Source organism: Winogradskyella sp. PG-2 (genome assembly GCF_000828715.1).
GTDB lineage: Bacteria > Bacteroidota > Bacteroidia > Flavobacteriales > Flavobacteriaceae > Winogradskyella.
Window position 1 is genome coordinate 1,134,136 of record NZ_AP014583.1, and the last position, 25,508, is coordinate 1,159,643.

The 25,508-nt window shown below is 32.0% G+C and carries 23 protein-coding genes and 1 riboswitch; of the genes, 12 read left to right on the plus strand and 11 right to left on the minus strand.

Annotation, left to right across the window (positions count from 1 at the left end; all coding sequences use genetic code 11):
• Positions 1–35: 35 nt before the first annotated feature.
• The 5 genes from WPG_RS04975 to WPG_RS04995 form a co-directional block, all read right to left on the minus strand.
• Positions 36–1,835 (minus strand): ribonucleoside-diphosphate reductase subunit alpha, encoded by a 1,800-nt coding sequence (locus WPG_RS04975; RefSeq protein ID WP_045470103.1) that lies wholly within the window; start codon positions 1,833–1,835, stop codon positions 36–38.
• Between the two features lie 3 nt (positions 1,836–1,838).
• Complete coding sequence (locus WPG_RS04980) at positions 1,839–3,128, minus strand: ribonucleotide-diphosphate reductase subunit beta (protein WP_045470105.1); 1,290 nt, start codon at positions 3,126–3,128, stop codon at positions 1,839–1,841.
• Between the two features lie 1,104 nt (positions 3,129–4,232).
• A complete protein-coding gene (locus WPG_RS04985; protein WP_045470107.1) occupies positions 4,233–5,900 on the minus strand; it encodes a T9SS type A sorting domain-containing protein in 1,668 nt (555 codons plus the stop codon).
• A 42-nt stretch (positions 5,901–5,942) separates the two neighbouring features.
• On the minus strand, positions 5,943–6,497 hold the full coding sequence (locus WPG_RS04990; protein WP_045470109.1) for a hypothetical protein: 555 nt from the start codon (positions 6,495–6,497) through the stop codon (positions 5,943–5,945).
• A gap of 16 nt (positions 6,498–6,513) precedes the next feature.
• Positions 6,514–7,158, minus strand: a complete 645-nt coding sequence (locus WPG_RS04995; protein ID WP_171817155.1) for a DUF4412 domain-containing protein — start codon at positions 7,156–7,158, stop codon at positions 6,514–6,516.
• Positions 7,159–7,257: 99 nt separating this feature from the next.
• Between WPG_RS04995 and WPG_RS05000 the strand changes: the two genes are divergently transcribed.
• Together WPG_RS05000 and WPG_RS05005 are read left to right on the plus strand one after the other, a co-directional pair.
• Positions 7,258–7,809 (plus strand): RNA polymerase sigma factor, encoded by a 552-nt coding sequence (locus WPG_RS05000; protein WP_045470113.1) that lies wholly within the window; start codon positions 7,258–7,260, stop codon positions 7,807–7,809.
• The gene (locus WPG_RS05005; RefSeq protein WP_045470114.1) at positions 7,799–8,407 is read left to right on the plus strand and encodes a hypothetical protein; all 609 of its coding nucleotides are present in this window, start codon (positions 7,799–7,801) and stop codon (positions 8,405–8,407) included. Before WPG_RS05000 ends, WPG_RS05005 begins: the two co-directional genes overlap by 11 nt.
• Here WPG_RS05005 and WPG_RS05010 read toward each other — a convergent pair.
• Both WPG_RS05010 and WPG_RS05015 read right to left on the minus strand, forming a co-directional pair.
• Complete coding sequence (locus tag WPG_RS05010) at positions 8,381–11,149, minus strand: CHAT domain-containing protein (protein ID WP_045470116.1); 2,769 nt, start codon at positions 11,147–11,149, stop codon at positions 8,381–8,383. The two genes, WPG_RS05005 and WPG_RS05010, sit on opposite strands and share 27 nt — an antisense overlap.
• A 3-nt stretch (positions 11,150–11,152) precedes the next feature.
• On the minus strand, positions 11,153–11,725 hold the full coding sequence (locus WPG_RS05015) for a DUF3109 family protein (RefSeq protein WP_045470118.1): 573 nt from the start codon (positions 11,723–11,725) through the stop codon (positions 11,153–11,155).
• Between the two features lie 90 nt (positions 11,726–11,815).
• Between WPG_RS05015 and WPG_RS05020 the strand changes: the two genes are divergently transcribed.
• Genes WPG_RS05020 through WPG_RS05030 form a run of 3 tightly spaced genes read left to right on the plus strand, consistent with a single transcriptional unit; the run spans position 11,816 to position 13,220 of the window.
• Entirely contained in the window at positions 11,816–12,397 is a 582-nt protein-coding gene (locus tag WPG_RS05020; protein WP_045470120.1) for a MarC family protein, read from the plus strand.
• 11 nt (positions 12,398–12,408) lie between these two features.
• On the plus strand, positions 12,409–12,609 hold the full coding sequence (locus WPG_RS05025) for a hypothetical protein (RefSeq protein WP_045470122.1): 201 nt from the start codon (positions 12,409–12,411) through the stop codon (positions 12,607–12,609).
• 2 nt (positions 12,610–12,611) lie between these two features.
• Positions 12,612–13,220 carry an NAD(P)-binding domain-containing protein gene (locus WPG_RS05030; protein ID WP_045475194.1) on the plus strand — a complete coding sequence of 203 codons (609 nt, stop codon included), beginning with the start codon at positions 12,612–12,614 and terminating at the stop codon, positions 13,218–13,220.
• Here WPG_RS05030 and WPG_RS05035 read toward each other — a convergent pair.
• The 3 genes from WPG_RS05035 to WPG_RS05045 form a co-directional block, all read right to left on the minus strand.
• The gene (locus tag WPG_RS05035; protein WP_045470124.1) at positions 13,210–14,817 is read right to left on the minus strand and encodes a S41 family peptidase; all 1,608 of its coding nucleotides are present in this window, start codon (positions 14,815–14,817) and stop codon (positions 13,210–13,212) included. The two genes, WPG_RS05030 and WPG_RS05035, sit on opposite strands and share 11 nt — an antisense overlap.
• Positions 14,817–15,248 carry a deoxycytidylate deaminase gene (locus tag WPG_RS05040; RefSeq protein ID WP_045470126.1) on the minus strand — a complete coding sequence of 144 codons (432 nt, stop codon included), beginning with the start codon at positions 15,246–15,248 and terminating at the stop codon, positions 14,817–14,819. Before WPG_RS05040 ends, WPG_RS05035 begins: the two co-directional genes overlap by 1 nt.
• Positions 15,249–15,347: 99 nt before the next feature.
• Positions 15,348–15,941 carry a HupE/UreJ family protein gene (locus tag WPG_RS05045; protein ID WP_045470128.1) on the minus strand — a complete coding sequence of 198 codons (594 nt, stop codon included), beginning with the start codon at positions 15,939–15,941 and terminating at the stop codon, positions 15,348–15,350.
• Between the two features lie 136 nt (positions 15,942–16,077).
• Positions 16,078–16,201, plus strand: a riboswitch (SAM riboswitch).
• A 103-nt stretch (positions 16,202–16,304) separates the two neighbouring features.
• Here WPG_RS05045 and WPG_RS05050 point away from each other — a divergent pair.
• From WPG_RS05050 to metF, 4 genes are read left to right on the plus strand one after another with little or no spacing between them, the layout of a single operon-like run.
• Positions 16,305–17,312, plus strand: coding sequence for a homocysteine S-methyltransferase family protein (locus WPG_RS05050; RefSeq protein ID WP_045470130.1), 1,008 nt, complete (start codon positions 16,305–16,307; stop codon positions 17,310–17,312).
• Complete coding sequence (locus WPG_RS05055; protein ID WP_045470132.1) at positions 17,309–17,590, plus strand: antibiotic biosynthesis monooxygenase family protein; 282 nt, start codon at positions 17,309–17,311, stop codon at positions 17,588–17,590. Before WPG_RS05050 ends, WPG_RS05055 begins: the two co-directional genes overlap by 4 nt.
• Positions 17,590–20,268: a methionine synthase gene (metH, locus tag WPG_RS05060; protein WP_052471155.1), complete on the plus strand. Its 2,679-nt coding sequence runs from the start codon at positions 17,590–17,592 to the stop codon at positions 20,266–20,268. Before WPG_RS05055 ends, metH begins: the two co-directional genes overlap by 1 nt.
• Before the next feature lie 2 nt (positions 20,269–20,270).
• On the plus strand, positions 20,271–21,224 hold the full coding sequence (gene metF, locus WPG_RS05065) for a methylenetetrahydrofolate reductase [NAD(P)H] (RefSeq protein ID WP_045475200.1): 954 nt from the start codon (positions 20,271–20,273) through the stop codon (positions 21,222–21,224).
• 19 nt (positions 21,225–21,243) lie between these two features.
• On the opposite strand, the gene WPG_RS05070 is transcribed toward metF, so the two are convergent.
• Positions 21,244–22,629, minus strand: a complete 1,386-nt coding sequence (locus tag WPG_RS05070; RefSeq protein ID WP_045470134.1) for a tetratricopeptide repeat protein — start codon at positions 22,627–22,629, stop codon at positions 21,244–21,246.
• 180 nt (positions 22,630–22,809) lie between these two features.
• Here WPG_RS05070 and WPG_RS05075 point away from each other — a divergent pair, with 180 nt between their 5' ends.
• The 3 genes from WPG_RS05075 to eboC are packed head-to-tail and all read left to right on the plus strand — an operon-like array spanning position 22,810 to position 25,497.
• Positions 22,810–23,688 (plus strand): EboA domain-containing protein, encoded by an 879-nt coding sequence (locus WPG_RS05075; RefSeq protein WP_231850254.1) that lies wholly within the window; start codon positions 22,810–22,812, stop codon positions 23,686–23,688.
• Positions 23,688–24,602: a TatD family hydrolase gene (locus tag WPG_RS05080; protein ID WP_231850255.1), complete on the plus strand. Its 915-nt coding sequence runs from the start codon at positions 23,688–23,690 to the stop codon at positions 24,600–24,602. The genes WPG_RS05075 and WPG_RS05080 overlap by 1 nt, the downstream gene beginning before the upstream one ends.
• A gap of 1 nt (position 24,603) precedes the next feature.
• Positions 24,604–25,497: a UbiA-like protein EboC gene (gene eboC / locus WPG_RS05085; RefSeq protein WP_144374417.1), complete on the plus strand. Its 894-nt coding sequence runs from the start codon at positions 24,604–24,606 to the stop codon at positions 25,495–25,497.
• Positions 25,498–25,508: the final 11 nt, after the last annotated feature.

Below are 25,508 nucleotides of genomic sequence, written 5' to 3' on the forward strand. Positions count from 1 at the left end.
AGAATGAGATTCCTGCTTCCGCAGGAATTTATTTGTTAGCCTTCACAACTAGCACATTCTTTCTTTTGCTTAAACTTCTGCGCTGCATTCATACTGTGTTGGTAATACAATGACTTTACACCAAGTTGCCAAGCTGTAACATATAACTTATTAATATCTTTAACTGGCATATCTGGATGTACCATAATATTTAATGACTGTCCTTGATCGATGTGATTTTGTCTGTTTGCTGCTTGATAAATAATGGTCATTTGGTCAATTTCAGAATAAGTCTTGAAGACATCTTTTTCAAGTTCTGTTAAACCTTCTAAATGCTGCACAGAACCATCATAATCTCGGATGCTCTTCCAAACGTCAACCGTATCCATATCTTTTTCTTTAAGCAATGCTTTTAAGAACGGATTTTTAATTGTCGTTTTTATTTTAGCAATATCCTTAACATAACTATTAGACCAGATTGGCTCAATACCTTGCGATACTTGGCCTAAGATAAATGCAGAAGATGTGGTTGGTGCCACAGCATTTAATGTTGCATTACGTCTTCCGTAACCTTTCATTACTTCTGGCTCACCAAATTTTTCCGCTAATTCTTTTGACGCTTTAACCGACTTTTCTTTAATCGTCTTAAAGATTTCACTATTAAGGTTAAATGCTTCAGCACTATCAAACGGTAACATTTTAGATTGTAATAATGAGTGCCATCCTAAAGCTCCCATTCCTAGAGCTCTGTTTTCTTTAGCGAAGTTATACGCCTTCTCCATAAACATAAACGTTTGCCTATCATCTCTATCTGGAGAGTCTCTATAAACCTCAAGCTTTGTTACAAATTCTTCTAAAACAGCATCTAAGAAATAGATCATAGTTTCAACAGCATCTGTATTCTTCCATTTATCATAGTGTAATAAGTTGATTGAAGACAATACACATACAAAAGACCATCTGTCGTTTGTTGGTAACATAATCTCAGAACACAAGTTACTTGCGTAAATCTCATGTTTATTTTCTTGATATACTTCTGGTGCAGTATTGTTAGCATTATCCTTAAAGAAGATGTAAGGATATCCTATTTCACCTCTTCGCTGTAAAACTTTTGCCCAAATTGCTCTTTTTTCAGTATCACCATCGATCATTTCTTGCATCCACTCATTGCCAACAGTAACTCCATGTGTTAACTCTTGTATTGGATTACCTTCTGTACCGATTTCTAAAAATTCGTTTATATCATTATGTTCTATTGGTAGGTATGGGGAAAAACGACCTCGTCTTACAGACCCTTGACTTACTACATCAACCATTTTTTCAAACAATTGCATAATGTGTACAGCTCCTGAAGATTCGCCATTATTTTTAACTGGTGCACCTCTATGACGTAATTTACCAAAGTAACCAGAAGTACCTCCTCCTAATTTAGACATCATTCCAACTTCCGACTGTGTGTAGAGAATATCACCCATATCGTCAGAAATGTGTGAACCGAAACAACTAATAGGTAAACCACGCTTTTTCCCAAAGTTAGACCACACTGGCGATGCTAATGAATAAAAACCTTCTGCCATGTAGCCATAGAACTTATCTGCAAAACCAGGCATACCTAGTATTTTCTCTGCATTATTGGCTATTTCTCTAATTCTTGCTTCTGGTGTTGTACCTTCAGTTAAGTAACCAGATGCTAAAAATTTGCGACTATGGTCTGTTAACCACTTTATTTCTGGTTCGGTATTGGCCTCTTTAATGGCTTCTTTTCTGGCTTTAATTAATTCATCGTGAGGTGAAGTTTTTGTAGTTTGAGGGTTTGCTACTTTGTTTTCAAGGTCTAAGTTAGTGTTGTCGTTCATGGTTTAAAATAAGTCGTCGCTAGTTATACTTTTAGTTCGTTTGCTGTAATTTATAGAGCGTTTTACAAAGAAATCACCGTGTTTAGTGCCAATGATTTCATCATCAAACCATTCGGTTTGCTCTAGTAAACTATCATCGACATCAAATACTTTATCTATGCCGATACTTTCAAGGGAATTATTAAATCTTTGTTTTATAAATTCATTAATCACGTTTTTCGGAAGGAAGTCTAGCTCACCTGCCTCAAAAATCCAGTCAATGATTCTGCTTTCAGATTCGAAAGCTTCTTCACACATTACTTTTACTATTGTATTGTGCTCTTCACCAAACCATGTTGGGTTTTCATCTTTTATTATTCTGATAATATCTATTCCAAAATCGCCATGAATCTGTTCTTCTTTAGATGTAGCTTCAACAACATTAGAAATACCTTTAAGCATATTCTTGTGCTTGTTAAACGCCATTATAATTAAGAATTGAGAAAATAAAGACACATGCTCAATGAAGAGTGAGAATAACAAAATAGATTCTGCATATTCTTTGTTATCATCACTTTTTGCATTTTTTAAAGCCGTTTCTAAATAATGAACACGTCTCATTATTACAGGATTTTTCTTTAATCTCTTAAATTCATTATTAAGACCAAGGATTTCTAATAGATGTGAATATGCATCGTGATGACGCACTTCACTTTCTGCAAATGTCGCTCCTACTGATCCTATCTCTGGTTTAGGCATTTTACTATAAATGTCTCCCCAAAATGATTTTACAGCAACCTCAATTTGCGAAATAGCTAACATTGTGTTTTTAATGGCATTTTGCTCTACAATTGTTAGTCTGGTTTTAAAATCTTGAATGTCACTTGTGAAATTAAACTCAGAATGAATCCAATACGAATGTCTAATGGCATCCACATATTCGTTAAGTGCAGGATACTCATAAGGTTTTAGATTAATACGCTTTTCAAAAATATTGGTTTTCCTACTTCTGGCTTGCTCATCTCTATATAAGATATATGCTTTGGCAACATCTAAAAATTGGCTGTCCATCAGTTTAAGCTCTACCAAATCTTGAACTTCCTCTACAGTTGGCACATATCTGTAATCTTTGGCTCTTCTATTTAATAACTCATGGAATACGCTTACTGCAATTGTATTTGCATCTGCTTTTGTACCATTTCCAACAGACATCATTGCTTTTTCAATAGCATTAGAAATTTTATTTAAAACAAATGGACTTGTTTCATAGTCTCTTTTTATAATCTCGGTAATCTCTAGTTGTGTCGTTTCCATAGTTTGTCTTAAATTTTGAGGCTAAAAATTCTGCGGAATAATAGTATCATTACCCCAAATTCAGTTAGCAAATGCTGTATTTTTGTGTTAATTTTTTCCTATTAGAGGAATAAAAAAGGCTTGAAAATTTCAAAAACAGAGATTTTTATAAAAAGGCTAAAAACCGCTACTAATTTCTGTTTTTTACTTTGGCCTTAACAAAGATTGATAATTGTACTTAAAATTAAAAGGCATTCGGATAAACGTTGTCAACAAGTTTTTAACAAACTAAGGTATCGCCTATAAAACCTAACGTTTTAATAAAAAATACTTTATAATACTGAATATCAATTGCTTACAAGTAAAGGTTGATTTTTTATTTGTAAGTTTTATCGTGTTAAAAGTATTACTAGTAGCTGTGTTTATAGGTGGTTGAATTTAATTTAAATCATAAAACAAAAAAGAGCGCTTTAAAAATAACACTCTTTTTTTCCCTAATAACTAAGTAATGAAAAAGCAACCCTTAATTGCTTTGTAACAAATTAACACTTAAATAAAATTGAAAATTTTAATCCAACCTCAAATTCACTTGTTAATTATATTTAACCTATCAGAAAGAATCCCTACTTTCTTCTGAACTTATAATTGGTCGTTAGCTTAAATATCATTAAAATCCATTTCGTTCAATGAGCATAATGTATAATTGGTGAGAAAATATGTATAAATGGATAAGTACATTCTTAAATACCTATTTGTAACTTATTACACATAAAAACTTACATGATATACATAAAAGATATAAGCATACCTATATATGTATATCTTTGAAAGTGTAGAATTTTAATTATGTTAAAAGCAGTCATAGTAGATGATGAACCAAAAGCAATAAAGCAAAAGACTTACAATTAGCCAAACTCAAATATCTAAAAACTACAGATGATACTTTATTATAAGCACCTTTTTATTGGGCAGGCTTTATAATAAATGGTAATAATAATGCTATTACTTCTTCTGGTTTAAACAATAGTTACTTAATATGGTTTATAATAGCACTAATTATTATCCTAGTGATTATGTTTTATAGAAATAGGCTTCGTTCTTAAACATAAGTACTCTATGCTGTAATTAATATTTTATAAATCTTTTACTTTGAATTGTTTCATTAGTATGTATTTTGAGAATATATTGACCTACAGGAAAGTTAGTGACATCAATATTTGATCTATCTACCATTCCTAATTTCTGTCCTAAATAATTATAAATCTCAACCTTAGTAATTACGGTATTACTAGCAATTTTCAGTATATCCTTTGTCGGGTTAGGGTAGATGTTTAGTTCTATTGAGTTCTCTAATTCGTTCAAAGAAAGTGTTGTATCTGTTAAACTGGTTAGCTCACTTCCGTTAGCAGAACTAAAACCTTCAAGCCAAAGTTGATTATTAAATTGTATCAGTGAACCAGACTGTACTAATAAAATACTACTATTTACACCATTTATATCAGTCAAAATTTCTGTTCCAGATGGTGTGCCATCAGTAACCCAAAGTTGTTGGAAATTAAAATAAAACAGGTTTCCATTGTATTCTATTGCTCTAGTAAATTGAAACGATTCTCCTGTGTCTGTTACAGAAACAATCTCTATTGTACCTGCTTCTGTACCATCTGTCTTCCAAAGACCAAATTCACCATTTGCGCCATCATTAGCTGTAAAGTACAGTTCATTATTAAATGTGGTAAACTTTGGTAAGTTTAAGCCACTACCTTCAACACTACTTGGAACTGTTGTATTAATATTTTTTACTAAATTAGCTACTGTGCCATCGGTTTTCCATAGCTCATCTCCTATTATAGTATTAGAAACTGCATCGTAACTACGTGCTGAGAAAAACATTTCATTATTAAAAATGAAAAAATCATTAGAGCCACTACCCAAACCAAAAAATGGATTTAAATCATTTGGAAAAATATCATATTTAATTTGCGTACCAGAAAAAGTCCCATCAGTGGTCCAGATTTCATTACCTGTAGCACTCTCTGTAGCCGTAAAAAATAACTGATTATCAAATACTATTAAGTTTGAAATTGGATCAGTAAAACTTCCTCTAACTAGAACTGTACCAGCAGTTGTGCCATCTGTTTTCCATAATTCAAAAGTGCTTGATCGATTTACTGTAAAGTATAATTCATTATTAAACACTACTCCTAAATATGATTTACCATTATTGCTTATAAAATCAGGTGAGCCTGTTTGAGCATCCTCAAAATTCTTAACCGTAATGGTTCCTGCCTCTGTACCATCTGTTTTCCATAATTCTATTGAGGAATTTGTCCGCCCTCTGAAATATAATTCATTGCTAAATTCTACAAAAAGCTCTAGGTCGTTATTTGTATTAAAGTCCATTCCGCTAGAACTTCCTGGTCTAATATCTTTTAATAATATAGTACCTCCTTCTGTACCATCTGTTTTATAGAGCTCTGTACCTAAACCAGATACAAATGCTGTGAAAATTAAATCTCCATTGAATACTGTTAAAGATTCTGGCGAATAACCTGCACCACCATTTAAATTTGGTGCCACTTGGACTGTCCCAGACTGTGTACCATCCGTTTTGTATAATTTTTTAAATGAAGGTGTAAGATCAAAAGCCTGAAAATATAGTTCCCCATTAAATTCAGTTAAGTATTTTGCTGTACCACCATTACTTCCAGACCAAATATCTATTTGTTCAAAATTATACTGTGCATAAGCAAGGCTTCCTAAAAAAAGAAAGGCAAAAAGTAGGTGTGATTTCATGAGATATTGTTTTTTGGTTAATATGTAATTATTTCTATTTGGTTAATCCATTCTAGATTCGTTAGCCTTAAATTTTATAGTGACTTCGGCAGTTTCTTTCTTTTTACTTCCATCATCCAAGGTAAATTCAAATTCAACGGTATCAGTAAAGCTTCCCGTAATAACACGTCGTTTTTTAACGATACCTTGTTTCCAGTTAGTAACTTCTTTAATTATCATTTCGTTGCATCCCGTAAAGTCTCCATCCACGCGTTTATATGGTTTGTCATTCTTTAAATCAATAAAATTTAAACTTCCACATCCTGTCGTTGATGATTTAGCATTGTGTTTTCCTTTAGTCGCTTCACCTGAGAATGTTCTTGAGATATAATGAATTTGAAAATCATTATCTGCAACAAGTTTTGATGCATTCAAATTACTTTCACCTTCAAAATATTTGATATTTACTTGGCTCATACAATTTCCTTTTTCTGGTGTGAATTTATGTGTGCCTGCAAAAATGCCAGACTTAAATGTGACCTCGATATACACATCTTTTGTTTGCGCAGTAACACATAATGTTGTGACTAAAATCACTGTGATAAATATTGATTTCATTGGTGTTATTATTTAATTAAAATTTAAAATCTTTATACGTCGAAGTATCTAACACGAGTGTCGCATTAAGATCAACGTTTGTTATTTTGAGATTTGCTTTTTCAGTTGATGCGGTAGTATGTAATTCCATAACAAAACCATCAAAAGGATTGTTTTTTCGCATACCTAACATTGGCACAAACGCTCTATCTATCGGGAAATTTGGGCAGACCCAAGCAGTAACAGAACCGCTTTCTGTAGTTGTTTTATACGCATTACAGGTGTATCCTAATATAATTTTAGAATTTCCAGTTTTTGTAATCTCTGACTGTTCTGGTATTTCATCTAAATTACTAAATGCACTGAATTCTTCTTTAGTTATAGTTTTTCTCATTTTCATACCTGCAGCATTCATTAGCATTTCTATCTTGTCATTCTCAAAAACAATGTAAATGGATTCGCTAGAACCCATTTCTAGATCTGCATTCATACGCATACAAAGGATAGAATCATCTTTACTACTAAAGAAATAATCAATATCTACAGCATCTTCATCAGAAGATTTTGCCGTCATTGTAATTTTTTGATCAAAATTGTATGTCTTAGGTATTACATTTTCAAAATTACTTTTACCTGTTATAAAAACAGAAAAAAATAGTATGCTTAATGCTAGTGATTTCATAGTTTTACTTTTGATTACAAACACTTGATGTAATAATCTTAAAAAAGTAAACATCAATTTTTGTTTTTTTGTTTACAATTATGATAGATTGACATTAATATGACAGATGCATTGATTTTAAAAGGTTTAAAGACTGGTGATACTTCAGTTTTAAAATCTGTTTATCTCAATAATAAAGATGCCTTTATTGCCTTTGCTAAAACATATGGCCTCAATAAAAATGATGCTCTAGATATTTATCAAGACAGTATTTTGGCACTAAGAGAAAATGTCGCTACAGGTAGATTAGTTGAATTAAAAAGTAGTTTAAAAACCTATTTATTTAGCATCGGTAAGTATATGATTTTTGATTTTTTAAGAGCTAAAAAAAGAATGGTGCCCGTAGAAACTAAAGACTTAAAGTTAGCGGAATTGCCTGAAGGTTTTGAAATTCTATTTAAGGAAGAAATCAATTCAAAAGAACTAAAGCTTAACCATGCTTTTGAACAATTAGGTGAAAAATGCAAAGCTGTTTTAACCTTATTCTATTATAAAGGATATAGCATTGAAGAAATTACAAAATTGTTAAAGTATAGTTCTAAAGATGTTGTTAAAAGTCAGAAATCGAGATGTTTAAAAACATTGAAAGAAAAAATAAACAATGGAAAATAAGTCTTTAAAAAAAGTTATTGCTAAATCAGAGTACAATAAAGGAAAAGCGTATTTAGAAGATTTAGAAAAAGAGACCTCACTCTCAAGACCATATATTAAAGTGGCTGCGAGCATTGTTGTTCTTTTAGGTCTCACTTTAACTGCTGTATTCTTTAATAATAATGACAACTCTGAAGATTTATTTGCCGATAATTTTGAACCTTATAATAATATTGTGGCACCGATTTCTCGTGGTAATTTACCGAAGACAATGGAAGAGCGCGCTTTTTATTATTACGAATCTAAGGACTATGATAAATCCTTAAAAATCTTTGATTCTCTATTACTGACTCAACAAATCAACAAACCTATTTTAAACTTTTATAAAGCTAATATCTTACTACAACAAGACACCAATCTTAATGAAGCTATTAAGCTATTAGAGGCAAACAGTGCAAAAACTGACAAATGGAAGGATAAAAACTTGTGGTACTTATGCTTAGGATATTTAAAATCCGGAAACAATGAAAAAGCTTCAGATTGCTTAAAAAAATTAAATGATCTAAAAAGTAGTTTTAAAAAGATTAAACGCTCAAAGCTTTTTAAAGCGCTTCAATAATATCATTAAAATTATAGCAAATAAAACCGCGAAGGTTACATACCATAGGTAATTTAATGAATTATTTATAATGGGTTCTGTATCTCCTGACAGTACAAAACCAGCCCAATAGTAGGGATGTGCTAAATCATTATCTTCTGTGGTATTTAAATAATTTAATTTTGCTGCTTTTAAAGCTTTGTCCTTATCTAAACCCTGATATAGGCTTTCGTAAAATGACATCATTATTCTACTCGAATTCTCATCTGGCACTTTCCACAAAGACATAACAGTACTTTTTGCACCTGCAAAAGTCAAAGCATTTGAAAAACTCATAACTCCTCGCCCTTTTAACTCTTTTCCAATCCCTGTTTCACAAGAACTTAAGGTGACTAAATGAGCATTTAAAGATAATTTATAAAGTTCTTCTAAAGTGAGATAAGTATCTTCTGGTAAGTTATTCTCAGAAGAATAAAAATAGATTTTACTATGAGACGGCACTTCGCTATTCACTTCAGAGTGTGTTGCAAGGTGTACTAATTTTTGTTTGGATATTGTACTTGTAAATTTAGATTTACTGGCTTCATCATCGATATAAATGACAGATTTGAATAGGCTAGATATATACTCAACTTCTTTTAAACTACTCGGTAATTTACCATTTATAGAATTCCCGGAATTTACAAAAGGTGCAAAGATTAAACTTTGTTGTTTATTGCTATGCTTTATAAGATGCTCATTCTCTTGCTTAATTGAATTGCTTCGTAGTATATCAAAAGTATTAATCAAAAATTGACCTGATGTGTCGTCATTACTAGTCCACAAAGCTTCTACAGGGATTTTTTGTAGTAAATCATCTAAAACGATGATATTTTTAGATTCAGTTATGAGATACTTTTTGAATAACTTTTCATAAATAAACCTGCCTTCAGTTTTGTAATTATCATTAGTATAGCTACCAACATTTAAAATGAATTTACTAATATTCTTTTTTAAGATTTTTGATAAAGGAAGCTTATCGAATATAAGTTGGTCTTTATAGGCTTTAAAAACAAATATAGTACTGTCACCTACAAAATATTCTATAATATTATGGTTCTTATGAAGTTTATTAATCTTGTCTTTAACAGAAAATTCTTCACCATATTTATGTAAAAAGTATTTAGGTTGCTCTGCTTCTAATTTATCTTTAAATACTTGAAATTCTTTTTGTCTGCTTTTTAGTATTTCTGAAGTTTTTTTAGAATCAGATAAGTCGATTAAACGTTTTAAAGAATCTATTTCGGCGGTAAGTTTTATTTCTTTTTCTAGAATTTCGACATCTATATTTTCTTTAAATAATTGATCGAGCCTTACAGATTTTAATTCACTAGCAATCGCTACAAGTTTACTCTCATCTGTAATATTTAAGGCATCATAGAAAATAGCTTCCGTTTTTGTTAAATTCCATTGTTCCCAATAAGAGTCTAAAAGATTGCCATAGATGTACTTATAATTGGTCTCAGTAATAAAACGATCTTCATCGCTAGATCGACTGAATTCTAATAATGCTTTATGCGCTGTTTTATAAACCTTTATTATTTTCTCTCTTAGCTTTTGATTATTCGCTTTGACTTGTTGACGCTTATAAAACTCACCTAGAACAGCTAATTTTTCTAATAGATTTACATCCATTTTCTTAAAATTAAATTTTAAATCTTGGCTGTAAAATGTATCAGAATTAAAACGGAATGATTTTTTTAGATAGTCGCTTGCATTAGAAAAATCATTAAGTTCTAAGTAACTTTCTGCTATCATTAAATCGCACATGGATGCTTCGCTAGGTTTTAATTTTCTTGTTTCTGCATCATCATTTTGTTTGAGGATATTTATGGCTTTTTTATGTTCATCCATGTCTTGGTATATAGCCGCAAAACCCATAGCAGTATATCGCTCAGAGAAATGTATTTTATAAGATGAAGCATTTATGCGTTGAGCAAGTTGTTTTTGATACTTTAACGCCTCTTGTAATTTCCCCTGATCACGATTTGCTTTTATAATGTCGTTATAAATGTCAAAGTAAATGAAAAGCGGCGCATTTTCAATAATAACAGCATTATTATGATCTTTTAAAAACATATTTAGACCACTATAATCTTTAGTTTCTGAATAAAGCCTAGTAATATTTGTCATCACGTGTGATTTGTCTAAATCATATATCTGAGCAAAATTTAAAGCCTCTTTTAGAGCAACTTTAGCTTCTTCATAATTATAAAGTTCTATTTGATTAATCCCTCTGTAAACTAAAACGTCATAATAGAAACGTTCAAAGGGACAGACTTCTATTGCTTTAAAAATTTGTATACTTTTATTTAAATAATATTGCGAATTTTCATATTGATATATTCTGTTATATACGACACCTAATCCTGAGTACAAAGTGGCAACTTCTCGCGAATTTTTATTATCGTCATCAATGAATTGTAGTGCATCTAACAATATGTTCTTAGCCTCATCTAATGGGTCCATATTAGCTGTTGATGACCTATAGGCATTGTAGCTATCTAGTATAGCATCTTTTAATTTACCCTCACTTTTATAAAGCTCAATACATTTTAGATAAAGCTTTTTGGCTTCAGCGTAATTCTTTTCATTGTGATACAAATTGTAGGCCTGCTTATTGAGTTCTTCATAATCTTCTTGAGCACATACACTTCCATTAAAAGCATTACTTAGAACCACTATAAGCATCGATATATGAAAAATTTTAATCTTAATTTTCATATCCTAACGACTAAACTTTTCATCGGCAACCTTCTCTAACTCATCATACCAATCCTCACCAAACTTTCTAATGAGAGCTTCTTTTACGAATTTATAAACTGGGACTTGTAATTCTTTTCCTAGCGAACATGCATCATCACAGATTTCCCATTTATCATAATTCACTCCCGAGAATTCAGAATAATCTTTTACTCTTATAGGATATAAATGACAAGACACTGGTTTCTTCCAAGAAATTTCTCCTTGATTATACGCTTCTTCTATAGCACAAAGGGCTGTTTTTTTCTCATTGAAAATAACATAAGCACAATCTGCTCCATTGATTAAGGGAGTCTCTAAGTCACCAAAGGCTGTAACTACTGAAGTTCCTTGTGATTCAATAGCTTCAATGCCTTCTTTTCGTAAAAACGGTTTTACTTTTGGATAAATATCTTCAAGAATTTTAACCTCATCTTTTTCTAATGGTGCACCAGCATCACCATCAATACAACAAGATCCTTTACATGCAGCAAGATTACAGACAAAATCTTTTTCTATAATATCCTCTGATACTATGGTTTTTCCGAGTTGAAACATAATGTAAAAATAGCTAAACTTTACAGTTATTTAATATTGAAAATCAGTAATTAAATCGCACCTTTGCCGCGAATTTCAGAAACAGAGATTATGCAACTAGATTTTAAACAAATATTTACAGCCTTTATGGTTCTTTTTGCAGTAATTGATATTATAGGAAATATTCCTATAATCATAGATTTACGTAAAAAAGTTGGACATATACAAAGTGAAAAAGCAGCACTAATTGCTGGTATTATTATGATTGTATTTCTCTTTTTAGGAAAAAGTCTATTAAGTCTAATTGGAATCGACGTTAACTCGTTCGCAGTAGCTGGCGCATTTATCTTATTCTTTATTGCTTTAGAGATGATTCTTGGCATTACACTTTATAAACAAGAGGATAGTAATCCATTAACCGCATCTGTTTTTCCATTAGCTTTTCCGCTTATTGCAGGACCTGGAAGCTTAACCACATTACTTTCTTTAAGAGCTGAATTTGCTATTGAAAATATCATTGTAGCCGTAATATGCAATGTTATTTTTATCTATATAGTGTTAAAAACCTCAGCCAGAATTGAGCGAGTGCTTGGTCCTAACGGAATTAACATTATAAGAAAAGTTTTTGGTGTAATTTTGTTAGCTATAGCCGTAAAATTATTTGCGCATAATATTAAAGAACTATTGGCTTAAAAATTTTAACCATGAAAATATTTACAATTGTTTTAAGCATTATTGCTATTGGACTCGTTATTTTTAATACTACCAAATTAAATTTTGATGCACCATTTGAAGGTGAAAGCTTTACAGCGGTTATTACTATAATTGCTGCATTTTGTGCTATCATTCTTTTACAAATTCTTAGAATTTCAAAGAAAATCGAAAAATTAGATAAACAACGTTAATGATTTTTGATGCCTTAATAATTGGTGGTGGAGCAGCAGGATTGTCTTGTGGTTTGGTTTTGGGTTCTGCTAAAGACAAAGCTTTTGTAAAAGACAAAAAGATCGCTATTATAACGCATCAGAAAACATCACATCTTCAAAATGCATTATTTAATAATGTTTTAGGATTAGCACCTAGTACCTTAGGTAGTGATATTCTAAAAGATGGAAAGCAACAACTCAATGATTTATATCCTCATATAAATCAAATTGAAAAAGAAAAAGTTACTTCTATTAAAAAGCATTCTGTAGGCTTCATTATTACTACAAATAAAAAAACATATCAATCGAAAATTGTAGTTATCGCTGTAGGCTACACTAATTTAATGACTATAAAAGGACTTGAATCTTATGTTGAGGCTCATCCTAAAGCTGTAATAGAGAAGGAAAGAATCTGGCTAAAGAACACAGATCATCTTATAGAAAAAAATCTATTTGTTGCTGGAACTTTAGCAGGCTGGAGAAGTCAGTTTGCCATGGCTTGTGGTAGTGGATCTCATGTTGCTACAGATATACTAACGCTGTGGAACGATGGAAAACATACTAAAATCCACGATAAGATTACTGTTTAAAGTTTGGGTACTCTGTACTTAAAAGAATAACCTCTTGTACCATTACATCTTCTTTATTGATGATTTCTTCAAAAGCATTATCATCAAATAATTGTCGCGCTAATGTTGCTTTTATGATGCGTCTTATTTCGTCATTATAAGCAACGAAAGTAATATTGGTGCGTTCTCGAGCATTTACATAATCTTGAAAACGTACAACGATATCATCACTTACCTCAAAATTATTTATGAAGTCATATTTAGTAACATCTTTATATACACTACGATCTTTATCTAATTCTTCAAAAACAAAATAACCAAAATGTCTTCTTCTCCTTAAGTAATTAATGGTTTCGTTATCAAACAAACGATCTACAGGTACAAATACATCAGGAATTATACCTCCTCCTCCATAAACCACTTTCCCTTTTGGTGTTGTAAATTTTAATGAATCATCGACTTCTATACTCGCTTCATCTGCCAATTCTCCAGTTCTTAAACGTTTGTAGTAATCACTATGATAACCTGAATTATTACCATTTGTATAAGGTCTTTGTATTGAGCGACCTGTTGGAGTATAATATCGTGATACTGTTAAACGTACAGCACTACCATCTCCTAAAGCCATTTCACGCTGCACTAATCCCTTACCATAAGAACGTCTTCCTACAATAATACCTTTGTCATTATCTTGTAACGCACCTGCAATAACTTCACTAGCAGATGCTGAATTCTCATTGATTAAAATATATATATCACCGTCTTCAAAGTCTCCTCGATCTGTTGCATAAGTTCTCTCTTCTCTACCCTTTTTATCTTTAGTAAATAATATAAGTTTATCATCTTCTAAAAATTCATCTGCTATTTGCTCAGCTATCCCTAAAAATCCGCCTGGATTGTCTCTTAAATCTAACGTCAATTTTGTTGCTCCTTGCTCTTGTAATTCATCTAAAGCCGCTTTAAATTCTTTAAATGTAGATTCAGCAAAACGATTTATCTTAATATAACCTAATTGATCTGTAAGCATATAAGACGCTTCAACACTTTTAATAGGTATGGCTCTTCGTTTAATATCAAACTCTAATAGGTCATCTTCACCTTTTCTGTAAACTGTTAGTTTTACTTTAGTGTTCTTGTCTCCTTTGAGCTTCTTTGTAATAAAATCGTTTGTAATATTTGACCCATAAATAGTATCGCCATCTGCTAATATAATTCGATCACCACTCATTATTCCCGCGCGTTCACTTGGGCCACCTTCTGTTGGTTTTATTACTGCAATACTATCTTTATAAGGATAAAAATTGATACCAATACCAACGAAATCACCTTTCATATTTTCGGTAATACGAGCTAAATCTTCTTTTGGAATATAAGTAGAGTGTGGATCGAGATTATCTAAAATACCATTCACAGTTACATCGACAATACTATCTGTATTAATCTCATCAACGTATTCGTAATCAATATAATCTATGAGACGGTTAATTTTATCTTTCTTACTATTCGTAGAAAAAAGGTTGTCTGAAGTATCTGTGAAATTTAACTTGCCGCCAATAACAACTCCAGCAGCAATAGCTGTACCGATAATTAATGGTATGTATTTGTTTTTTGTCGCCATTAAGCTTTTAAATCTTCAATTCGTTCTAATTCTATGCCAGCTTTAGCTAAAAATTGTAATCCTGAATCATCTTTATAGCCTTCATGATAAACGACCCTAATAATCCCAGCTTGATGTATTAATTTGCTACACTCTTTACAAGGAGATAGTGTAATATACAACGTCGCACCTTTACATGATTGCGTAGAAGAAGCTACTTTTAATATAGCGTTAGCTTCAGCATGCAGCACGTACCATTTTGTATAACCTTCATCATCTTCACAATAATTCTCAAAACCTGTTGGAGTTCCATTATAACCATCTGAAATTATCATTCGATCCTTAACAATAAGCGCACCTACTTGTTTACGCTTGCAGTGAGATAATTTCCCCCATTCTTTTGCAATCCGTAAATAAGCTTTATCGTAACGTAATTGTTTTGTCTTTGGCATTAATACATTTTGTTTATCAAAGTATGCTATAAGTAACGAATATAAAAGGTTAGTATTTTATAACCAATTTACTTGTAGTTAAAGTTTTACCAAACTTAATTAAGTATTTAACAATTCACTTTGAATTACCATAGGAATAACCAAACCTATAACTATAGCAGACCATACCATAATCCAGTCGCGACGCGAAAACCTAAAAATAGTCTGACATAAGAAACTAAGGAATAAAACCACAAATACAATAATAATCTGAGCAATTTCAATACCTAATGCAAATTCGATGAGGAGTTCTATTTTATTTTCTGAGAGTGAGGAAAGCATTTTAAATTCTCTAGCAAAACCTAGACCGTGAATTAAACCAAAAAATAAAGTGGTAAAAAACAACAATCCTATTTTAGTGCTTCTATCCTTTTTACCAGCTGTAATCACATTAAAAATAGCCGTGATTAAAATAGTTATTGGAATTAAAAACTCAACCAATTTTCCATTAACACTAACTATGCCATAAGCTGCTAAAACCAAAGACAAGGTATGCCCTAAGGTAAACATGGACACTAAGAGTAGAACACGTTTCCAATCTTTAAACACATAAGGCACAGTTAAAACCATTAAGAAAAGTACATGGTCATAACCGTTAATATCTAATACATGGTTAAGCCCGTATTGCACATTAAACCAAAAATTTTCTAGCATAATTAAATTATTTGGGATGCATCAAAGTTACAATTAAAAGTAATATCATACTTTTAAATTAACGCTAATAAAACTTGCTTATTCTAATTTTCTTTCGCAATATTGTAACTTCACAATGTTCAAATAACGTATTGAAATGTTATCAAGAAAGGTGGAGGGATTAGACCCTTTGAAACCTTAGCAACCCTTAAACTTATTAAGAAGGTGCTAAATTCTACGTAATTACCGATTCATTTATCGTGTAATTGAATAGATAACCAAACGTAATTACTCACTGTAATTCGATTTCTTTTTAACATATTTTATAACGCAAGTCTAATAGAGACACATTTGACGTTTAGTTTAAATTGAAATTTAAAACTTATGGGTTTAAGTAGAATAGACGAAGAAATTAAAAAACGAATCCTCGTTTTAGATGGAGCCATGGGAACCATGCTTCAACAATACAACTTCTCAGAAGAAGATTTTAGAGGAGAACGTTTTGCAGATTATCCTTCACCATTAAAAGGTAATAATGATTTATTATCCTTAACACAACCTAAGGCGATTGCAGAAGTGCACGCTAAATATTTTGAAGCAGGAGCCGATATTGTAGAAACGAATACATTTTCTGGGACAACGATTGCTATGGCAGACTACGACATGGAAGATTTAGTATATGAACTTAATTTTGAGTCTGCAAAAATAGCTAAACAAGTCGCTGATAAATTCACAAAAGAAAACCCAAATCAACCAAGATTTGTTGCTGGTAGTATTGGCCCAACTAATAAAACCGCAAGTCTATCTCCTGATGTTAACCGCCCAGAATACAGAGCGATAACTTTTAATGAATTACGTGTTGCCTATAAGCAACAAGTGGAGGCTTTAATTGATGGTGGAGTTGATGTTCTTTTAGTGGAAACTATTTTTGACACTTTAAATGCTAAAGCTGCTTTATTTGCAATTGAAGAAGTAAAAGAAGAACGACATATTGATATTCCAATTATGGTTTCTGGAACTATAACAGATGCTTCAGGAAGAACATTATCAGGACAAACTGTTGAAGCATTTTTAACTTCAATATCTCATATTCCATTATTAAGTGTTGGTTTTAATTGCGCTCTGGGAGCAGAACAATTAAAACCCTATTTACAACGCTTATCTAATGAAACTGAGTTTTTTACTTCAGCGCATCCTAATGCAGGTTTGCCAAATGCTTTTGGCGAATACGATGAATCACCAGAGCAGATGCAAAACTATATTGAGGATTATCTTAAAGATAATCTTATAAACATAATTGGAGGTTGCTGTGGCACAAGTCCCGCTCATATAAATGCCATTGCTGAAGTTGCTAAGAAATATCAGCCAAGACATAAACTTGCCTTAGTATGATTTTAGAAGTTGCCATTTTAAATATTAAGAAAGGTCAGTCTCAAGCTTTTGAAATAGCCTTTAAAACAGCTGAACATTTCATTTCGGCTATGAAAGGATACCTAAATCATACCTTGAAAAAATGTATGGAAGATGATGATAAATACATTCTTTCAGTGAATTGGAAAACTTTGGAAGATCACGAAATTGAGTTTAGAACTTCAGATGAATACCAGAAATGGAAAAAACTACTTCATCATTTTTATGAATCATTTCCAATCGTACAACATTACAAATAATGGATAGTGACTGTAAAAAATATTTAACGCTCTCTGGATTAGAACCACTTGTGGTAACACCAGAAAGTAATTTTATCAACGTTGGTGAACGAACCAACGTAACTGGGTCTCGTAAATTTCTTCGTCTAATAAAAGAAGAAAAATATAGTGAAGCTCTAGAGGTTGCTAGAAACCAGGTAGATGGTGGAGCTCAGATTTTAGATGTTAATATGGACGAAGGAATGCTCGATGGTGTTTATGCTATGACAACCTTCTTAAATCTCATTGCTTCAGAACCAGATATTTCTAGAATCCCAATAATGATTGACAGTTCTAAATGGGAAATTATAGAAGCTGGTTTACAAGTTGCACAAGGAAAATGTGTTGTTAATTCTATAAGCTTAAAAGAAGGTGAAGCTGAATTTAAACGACAGGCCAAACTAGTTAAACGCTATGGAGCAGCAGTCATTGTTATGGCTTTTGATGAAACTGGTCAAGCTGATAATTACGACAGGCGAATTGAAATTTGTAAACGCTCCTATGATATTTTAGTTAAAGACATCAACTTCCCTCCTCAAGATATTATTTTCGATCCAAATATTTTTCCCGTTGCAACAGGAATGGAAGAGCATCGCAGAAATGCCCTCGATTTCTTTGAAGCTACAAAATGGATTCGAGAAAATTTACCTCACGCCAATGTTTCTGGCGGAGTAAGTAATGTGTCATTTTCATTTAGAGGTAACAATGTGGTTAGAGAAGCTATGCATTCATCTTTCTTATTTCATGCCATTAAAAATGGAATGAATATGGGTATCGTTAACCCAACCATGCTCGAAGTTTATGATGAAATTGACAAAGATTTATTAGAACGTGTTGAAGATGTACTATTCGATAGACGCGATGATGCTACTGAACGCTTATTAGATTTTGCTGAATCTGTTAAAGGTCAGAAAAAGGAACAGGAAAACACGGTTCAAGAATGGAGAAGTGAGGCTTTACAGGATAGAATTACACACGCTTTAGTTAAAGGTATTGATGCTTTTATTATTGAAGATGTTGAAGAAGCACGCTTAGCTTCAGACAAACCAATTCATGTTATTGAGGGGCATTTAATGATTGGGATGAATGTTGTAGGAGATTTATTTGGAAGCGGAAAAATGTTTTTACCACAAGTTGTAAAATCTGCTCGTGTTATGAAAAAAGCTGTGGCTTATTTACAACCCTTTATTGAAGCCGAAAAAGATGGTAAGCAAGAATTTGCAGGCCGAATTTTAATGGCAACTGTAAAAGGTGACGTACATGATATTGGCAAGAACATTGTGAGTGTTGTTTTGGGTTGTAATAATTACGAAATCATTGACCTTGGTGTGATGGTTCCACCAGAAAAAATTATTGAAACAGCAAAAAAAGAAAATGTTGATATTATTGGCCTAAGTGGTCTTATTACTCCGTCATTAGATGAAATGGTTTATGTTTCTAAGGCTCTTGAAAAAGAACAATTAGATATTCCACTAATTATTGGAGGAGCAACAACATCGCGTGCGCATTCTGCCGTAAAAATTGCACCAAATTATAGTAATACTGTAGTCCATATTAATGATGCATCTAGGGCCGTAACTGTTGTCGGAGATTTACTTAAAAGTGACAGCAAAGTTTATAAAAATCAGATTCGTGAAGAATATGATTTGTTCAGAGAGCAATTCATAAAACGTGGGAAAAAGAAAGAATATCTTAGCATTGAAAATGCTCGAAAAAATAAGTTTCAAATTGATTGGGAAGCTTCAGAAATTGTAAGACCAGAAACTTTAGGGATTCAGATCATAGAAGATTTCGACATCACTAAGCTTGAAGCTTTTATTGATTGGTCTCCATTTTTTAGAAGTTGGGACTTGCATGGTAAATATCCAGATATTTTGAATGACGAAATTGTCGGTACACAAGCCACAGAATTATTCGCTGATGCGCAACACTTACTAAAACGCATATTTGATGAAAAGCTTTTAAAAGCTAAAGCCATCTTTGGTTTATTTAATGCTAACACAGTAAATGATGATGATATTGAAATTAAGGATGACTCTGGAAATATATTAGTTGAGTTTCTAACGCTTAGACAACAATCTAAAAAATCACAAGGTAAACCAAACATAGCCTTAGCTGATTTTATTGCACCTAAAGCATCAGAAATGCAAGATTACATGGGTTGTTTTTGCGTATCAACTGGCTTTGGAACTCAAGAATTAGCAGCCCAATTCGAAGCTGATAATGATGATTATAATTCTATAATGATTAAAGCATTAGCAGACCGATTAGCAGAAGCTTTTGCTGAATATTTACATAAAGAGGTAAGAACAAAACATTGGAATTATGCCAAAGGTGAAAACTTATCAAATCAAGAATTAATAAAAGAAAGTTACAAAGGGATTCGTCCTGCTCCTGGTTATCCAGCATGTCCAGATCACTTAGAAAAGAAGACCATTTGGGAGCTATTAAATGTTAAAGAAAACATTGGAGTTCAGCTTACCGACAGTTTAGCTATGTGGCCAGCTGCCAGTGTAAGTGGTTATTATTTTGGAAATCCTGAAGCTAGATATTTCGGTTTAGGGAAAATAACACAAGACCAAATTAAAGACTATAGCCAAAGAAGAAACATTTCAATTGAAGAGGCCGAAAAATGGTTAAACCCAAACATCGTACAATAAACATGAAAGTTACAGAACATATAAAAAGAGCAAATGGGAAAACATTATTTTCCTTTGAAATTATACCACCTAAAAAAGGAAATAGTATTCAACAGTTATATAATAACATTGATCCATTAATGGAATTTAATCCCCCTTTTATTGATGTTACTACATCACGAGAAGAGTATATCTATATCGAAAAAGATGGTCTTTTGGATCAAAAAATTACGCGCATGCGCCCAGGAACTGTAGGAATATGTGCTGCCATAAAACATAAATATGATGTCGATACAGTACCACATGTATTGTGTGGTGGATTCACTAAAGAAGAAACTGAATATCTGTTAGTAGATTGCCATTATTTAGGAATTGACAACGTTATGGCACTTCGTGGTGATGCAATGAAACATCAAAAATACTTTGAGGCAAGTAATGGAGGTCATCAATATGCAAAAGACTTGGTAGGTCAAATTCAGAACCTCAACAAAGGTCAATATTTACATGATGTCATAGAAGTTGATGATAGAGCAGATTTCTGCATTGGAGTTGCTGGTTATCCTGAAAAACATATTGAAGCACCATCTTTAAAAACCGATTTAAAACGACTTAAAGAGAAGGTAGATAAAGGTGCCGATTATGTTGTTACTCAAATGTTTTTTGACAATGAAAAGTACTTTAAATTTGTTAAAGCTGCAAAAGAGGAGGGAATAAATGTACCTATAATACCAGGTATTAAACCAATTGCAGTAAAACGCCATTTACAACTACTGCCACAAGTATTTAAAATTGATTTACCTGAAGAATTAATAGAAGCAGTCGATAACTGTAAGACCAATCAACAGGTTAGACAAGTTGGAGTCGAATGGGCTATAGCTCAATCTAAAGAATTGCAAAAAGCTGGTGTACCTGTTTTGCATTATTACTCAATGGGAAAAAGTGATAATGTAAAGGCAATTGCTAGTGCTTTGTTTTAGATTTGAAAAACAACTAATACTAAGGCTTTGGAACTAATATTGATCTATTAATCCAACATCCTATTTTTATGGTCTTTCCAGCCAAATCGCGGAGAAATATTTCTTCTTTAGTAGGTGCTTTTGATTCATAACTTGCAACATATTGATTAACGAATTTGTGCAAAGTTGGGTCAATTTTAGAAGCTTTTTTAACTTCTTCTGATGCTAACCAGAAGACGGCTCTTTGATAAACATTGTCTTTCCCACAATTCTTGGCGCTTTTGCCATACATTTCTGCAATTAGTATATGAGGCTTTCCATTAGATGGATTTAATTTTACAGCGTCTAGTAATAATCTTCTCGATTTACTGTACTGATTTTTATTCTTTAATATAACACCAATCCTAAAAGCTAATTTTGATTTTTTATAAGGACTTGCATCAAATAATAAATATGCTTCTTCTAAATATTGATATGCCTCTTTATCCTTTCCTCTAGCGAGCAACATTGTTGCTACAAAAATTTTTGTATCATATGATGGTGCAACCTTGTCGTACCTTTTTACAAGTTTTTCATAAAGAGGGTCATCAGTACATTGTTTATGATACATTCTGGTTACCGATCGTTTTAACCAAATAGAATCATTTTGATAGGTTTCAAAATCTTTGCTATAGAGAGGAATTAAGTTATCACAAATCGCTCTGATATCTACTTTGGTATTAATATTCTCTTGAATGAGTGCATAATTTTTGAGATAACTTTCATAAACAGATTTGTTCTTATTTTCCTTTTGGGTGAGTACTTCATCTCTTTCCAGTTTTTCTAACAGTGGGTTTAATTTTTCTGAATAGATCTGTACTTCATCCTGTGTTTTTTCGGTAATATCATCATAACCATTGAATAATTCTGCATCTGTTTTTTTACCCTCATCAAACAAATATACCATTAAGGAAAAGTAAGAGTACAAACTTTTAGGATGTGTAAAAGTTTTAGCATCCTCTTTAAAAGCATCATCATAGCAATTATATAATTCCTCTTTACTTTTTCCAAAAAGTTCTTTGTTATCATATTGAAGCTGACAAGCCTTTGCAGCATATTCCCCATTTGGTGTTCTTTTGGAAAAATATTGGTTACGTGCTTTCCATAAATCTATCAAACCTTTAAGATGACCTAATTTTTCATCCCCTTTAGTGTTTTTGATTTTATGTTTTAGTATTTTTTCACCATCACTATATATGGCGATGTTAAGTTCAGGGCAGTTTGTTTTTACAAATAACCAATCTGCATATGCAGTGTCATATTTTTTTGCTTTAACAGGTTCGTGAAATAACGATAGTTTAGTTTTACATTCTATGTCTTCTTGTGCATTTATTAGGTTTACACCTATTATCAAAAAGATGAAAAGGAGAATTAATTGTCTTACCATGATAAATTGATGTTTAGTTAGTTATGGATAGTAAAGCCACAAAAAACATACCATTAGTTATAAAATCATACTTTAACTAAATCTATTCTTACATTAAAACTGAATTCTAAACACAAAAAAGCTTAATCTTTAATTCCTTATAATTTTCATTTCGATTTACTACAAAAACATATTATAGACATGGCAAAATATTTATACTTTTACGATATGAATATAGAAGCAAATCATTTATTACATATATTAAAAAGTAATAGTAGTGATGAAAATGTATTGTGGCTCAACTCAAAAATTGATTTTATTAATTCTGAGTTATCTACAAAAGATTTATACGTTACTTATAGCTTAATTGGAACTAAATTTAAAAACACTGGTGATTTAAAAATAGATTTAAATCACCAAGAGTTAAGCTCATATTTAAAACTTCAAAATGCCTCCATTACTGAAATTGCACGTATCTATTTATTAAAGAGTGTACTCGTATTTAATTCCACCTTTTTTAAGGACAAAGTCTCTAATATTATACAATTGGCAGATACTAGTGAATTAGAAACATTCTTAAAATTCTTAATACTCTTACCAAATCCTGAAGATTATAAGTATGTTGCTGTAGAAGCTTTGCGTACTAATATAGCATCAGTTTTTAATGCTATCTCTGCGCATAACCCTTATCCTGCTTTATATTTTAATCCGCAACAATGGAATCAGATGTTTTTAAAAGCCGCTTTCATAGAAAGTGATTTAACAACCTTTAATAACATAGATGGAAGAGCAAATAAAGACCTTGCTCGTATTATATCAGATTATGCACACGAACGTTGGGCAGCTGGCAGAACAATCGATCCTTATTTTTGGAGACCTGTATCAAATTTCATTGAAGGTCCTATTGTAGATGATCTACAAAGGTTATTCACAAGTGATAATATCACAGAAAACAAAGTAGCCGCAATTTGTTGCTTTAATTCTAGTAACTCAAATGCAAAACAAATGTTAGAAAATTATCCTACCTATATTGAGCAATTGAAAGAAAAAAAATTAACTTGGGGCACACTAAAAGATTAATGAAAATGAATGAAAAAATGATGTTTATAGATCCTCATGTACACATGACCTCTAGAACTACAGATGATTATGAAGCAATGGCCGAAGCCGGAGTAGTTGCTCTTATAGAACCTTCATTTTGGTTGGGGCAACCGAGAACTCAAGTTGGTTCTTTTCAAGATTACTTTAGTAGTCTAGTTGGCTGGGAACCTTTTAGAGCCAGTCAGTTTGGTATTAAACATTATTGCACAATTGGATTAAACTCTAAAGAAGCAAATAACGAAGCTTTAGCAGAACAAGTTGTAGAATTATTGCCATTATATCTACATAAAGAAAATGTAGTTGCAATTGGTGAGATTGGTTATGATGACCAAACTCCAGCAGAGGATAAATATTTTAGAATGCAGTTAGATTTGGCTAAAGAACTCGATATGACTGTACAAGTGCATACTCCACATAGAGATAAAAAAGCAGGAACTATTAAAAGTATGGAGGTTTGTTTGGAGCATGGTTTAGATCCTTCAAACGTAATCATAGATCATAACAATGAAGAAACTGTAAAAGAAGTTTTAGATAGAGGCTTTATTGCAGCATTCACTATTTATCCTAAAACAAAAATGGGTAATGAACGTATGGTAGAAGTTGTGAGAACTTATGGAAGTACCAACATTATTATTGATAGCTCAGCAGATTGGGGCGTAAGTGACCCATTAGCTGTTCCTAAAACTGCAGGACTTATGTTGCGAAGTGGTATTAATAAAGAAGATGTTGTAAAGACCTGCTACCAAAATGCCTTAGATGCTTTTAGCAAAAATGGTAAAATGCAAGAATCGCATTGGTTGGGTGCAAAAGGCATTGACCAATCTCAGCTATTTAATGACAATAGTGTATTACGAGGACAAACACCTAAAATTGATAACGATAAAATAGTTTAAATTGAAGAGTGTTATAAAAGGCTATCTAAGTTTAATGCGTCCTGCAAATCTACCTACTGCTGCTGCTGATATTTTTGCTGGTGCTTCAATAGCAGGTATCTTTTCTGAACTCTCAAGTTTTAGCGCTCCTTTTACTCTAAATCTATTTTTTATAGTATTGGCTTCAGTTTTTTTATATGCTGGTGGAGTTGTTCTTAATGATGTATTTGATATTAAGATTGATGCCATAGAACGGCCAGAACGTGCTATACCTAGTGGCTTAATTACGTTGAAAAATGCAGCAATTTTCGGAAGCCTTTTGCTTCTTATGGGTATTATACTTGCTTTTTTTGTAAATACCTTAGCTGGTTGTATATCCACAATTTTAGCAGGTTTTATTGTTACTTACGATTATTATTCGAAGCATAAATTAATACTAGGCCCTTTAAATATGGGCTTATGCAGAGGTTTAAATTTATTACTGGGTATAAGCATACTTGGTAATATTCAGCATATTGAATTTACAATTGTTCCAATAGTTTATATAGCAGCGATTACATTGATTAGCAAAGGAGAAGTCCATGGTAATAATAAGAATCATATCATTTTTGCTGGAGTATTATACGCTCTAGTCATTGGTCTCATTTCACTATTTATTATTCTCAAGACTGACAACATTTTACAAACACTTCCTTTTTTAGCCTTATTAGCTTTTTTAATATATAAATCATTGCTCAAAGCTTATAAAGAGAATTCACCTCTACACATTAAAAAAGCTGTTATTGCTGGCGTTTTATCCCTTATTGTTTTAGATGCTGCAATAGCTGTTGGATTTTCACAAATCTTTGTAGGTATTTTAATTATCTTGTTACTACCTTTATCCTTTATTTTATCCCGCCTTTTTGCGGTAACATAAAATACATTTGT